Here is a 1,339-nt window from a genome sequence, read left to right on the forward strand (position 1 = left end):
GGCTCTTCGCAGATGAGGGTGTAGGTGGTCGCGGGGTGGGCGCGTCGGTGTGGGGGTAGAGGTCGAGGTCTCCTTCATGCTGGAAGCTCTGACCCAACCTGCATGAGGAAGACCTCGACGTGGCCTACGGTACCTTCGCTTCGCCTGACCTGACGACGTTCTGCGACCTTGACGACCTGGGCCTGGTGGCAACCGGGCAGCTCCTGGAACCGGACCGGGCGGTGCTGGAATGCCGGGTCGCCAACCCGGATCCGTGGTGCCGCCGTTGCGGCTCGCAGGGTCTGTCGCGGGGCACGATCACGCGCACTCTGGCGCATACCCCGTATGGTCACCGCCCGACCACGCTGCTGCTACGAGTTCGCCGGTATCACTGCAGGTCCTGCGGGACCTCGTGGCGGGATGACACGACCCGGGCCGCGCCTGCACGGGGCAAGCTCACCCATGGCGGGATGCGCTGGGCCCTGACCGCTGTGGTGGTCGATCACCTCTCGATAAGCCGCGTCGCCGCGGGCCTGGGCGTGGCCTGGAACACCGCGAACCAGGCTGTGCTCGAGGAGGGCTACCGGCTGTTGATCAGCGACCCTGCCCGCTTCGAGGGGGTGCGGGTGATCGGCGTGGACGAGCACGTGTGGCGCCACACCGGCCGGGGTGAACGCTACGTCACGGTGATCATCGACCTCACCCCCATCCGCGAGGGCTCCGGACCCTCCCGCCTGCTGGACATGGTCCCCGGGCGTTCGAAACAGGTCCTGAAGACCTGGCTGGCAGACCGCCCCCAGCAGTGGCGTGACGGGATCGAGGTGGTGGCCATGGATGGGTTCACCGGTTACAAGACCGCCACCAGCGAGGAACTGCCCCAGGCGATCGCGGTGATGGATCCCTTCCATGTCATCCGCTTGGCTGGCGATGCCGTGGAGACCTGCCGACGCCGGATCCAGCAGCAGCTCACCGGCCGCCGCGGCCGCAAGACCGACCCGCTCTATGCTGCGCGCCGGCTGCTGCTGACCGGCACCGGGCTGCTCACCCCCACCCAGCGAGTCCGTCTGGATGAGCTCCTCGCAAAGGACGAGCACGCCGAGGTCGAGGCGACCTGGGTCTGCTACCAAAACCTCGTGGCCGCATACCGGGAGAGCAGTCGTGAGCTGGGTCGTTTCGCGATGGAGCGCGTGATCACACCGCTGCGCGAGAGCGTCCCTGCCCAGCTGCCCGAGCTGCGCAAGCTCGGCCGGACGTTGAACCAGCGGATCCAGGACATCCTGGCCTACTTCGACCTGCCCGGCACCAGCAACGGCCCCACCGAAGCGATAAATGGCCGTCTCGAGCATCTGCGCGGCTCCGC

General features: G+C 68.1%; 1 protein-coding gene. It reads left to right on the top strand.

Features of this window, described 5'->3' with window-relative positions; genetic code table 11:
* Positions 1-119: 119 nt before the first annotated feature.
* Positions 120-1,339, top strand: a 1,220-nt coding sequence (locus MU407_RS13980; RefSeq protein ID WP_246958400.1) for an ISL3 family transposase, incomplete at its 3' end; no start/stop codon positions are given.

The organism is Brachybacterium sp. Marseille-Q7125 (assembly GCF_023062615.1).
Classification (GTDB): Bacteria; Actinomycetota; Actinomycetes; order Actinomycetales; family Dermabacteraceae; genus Brachybacterium.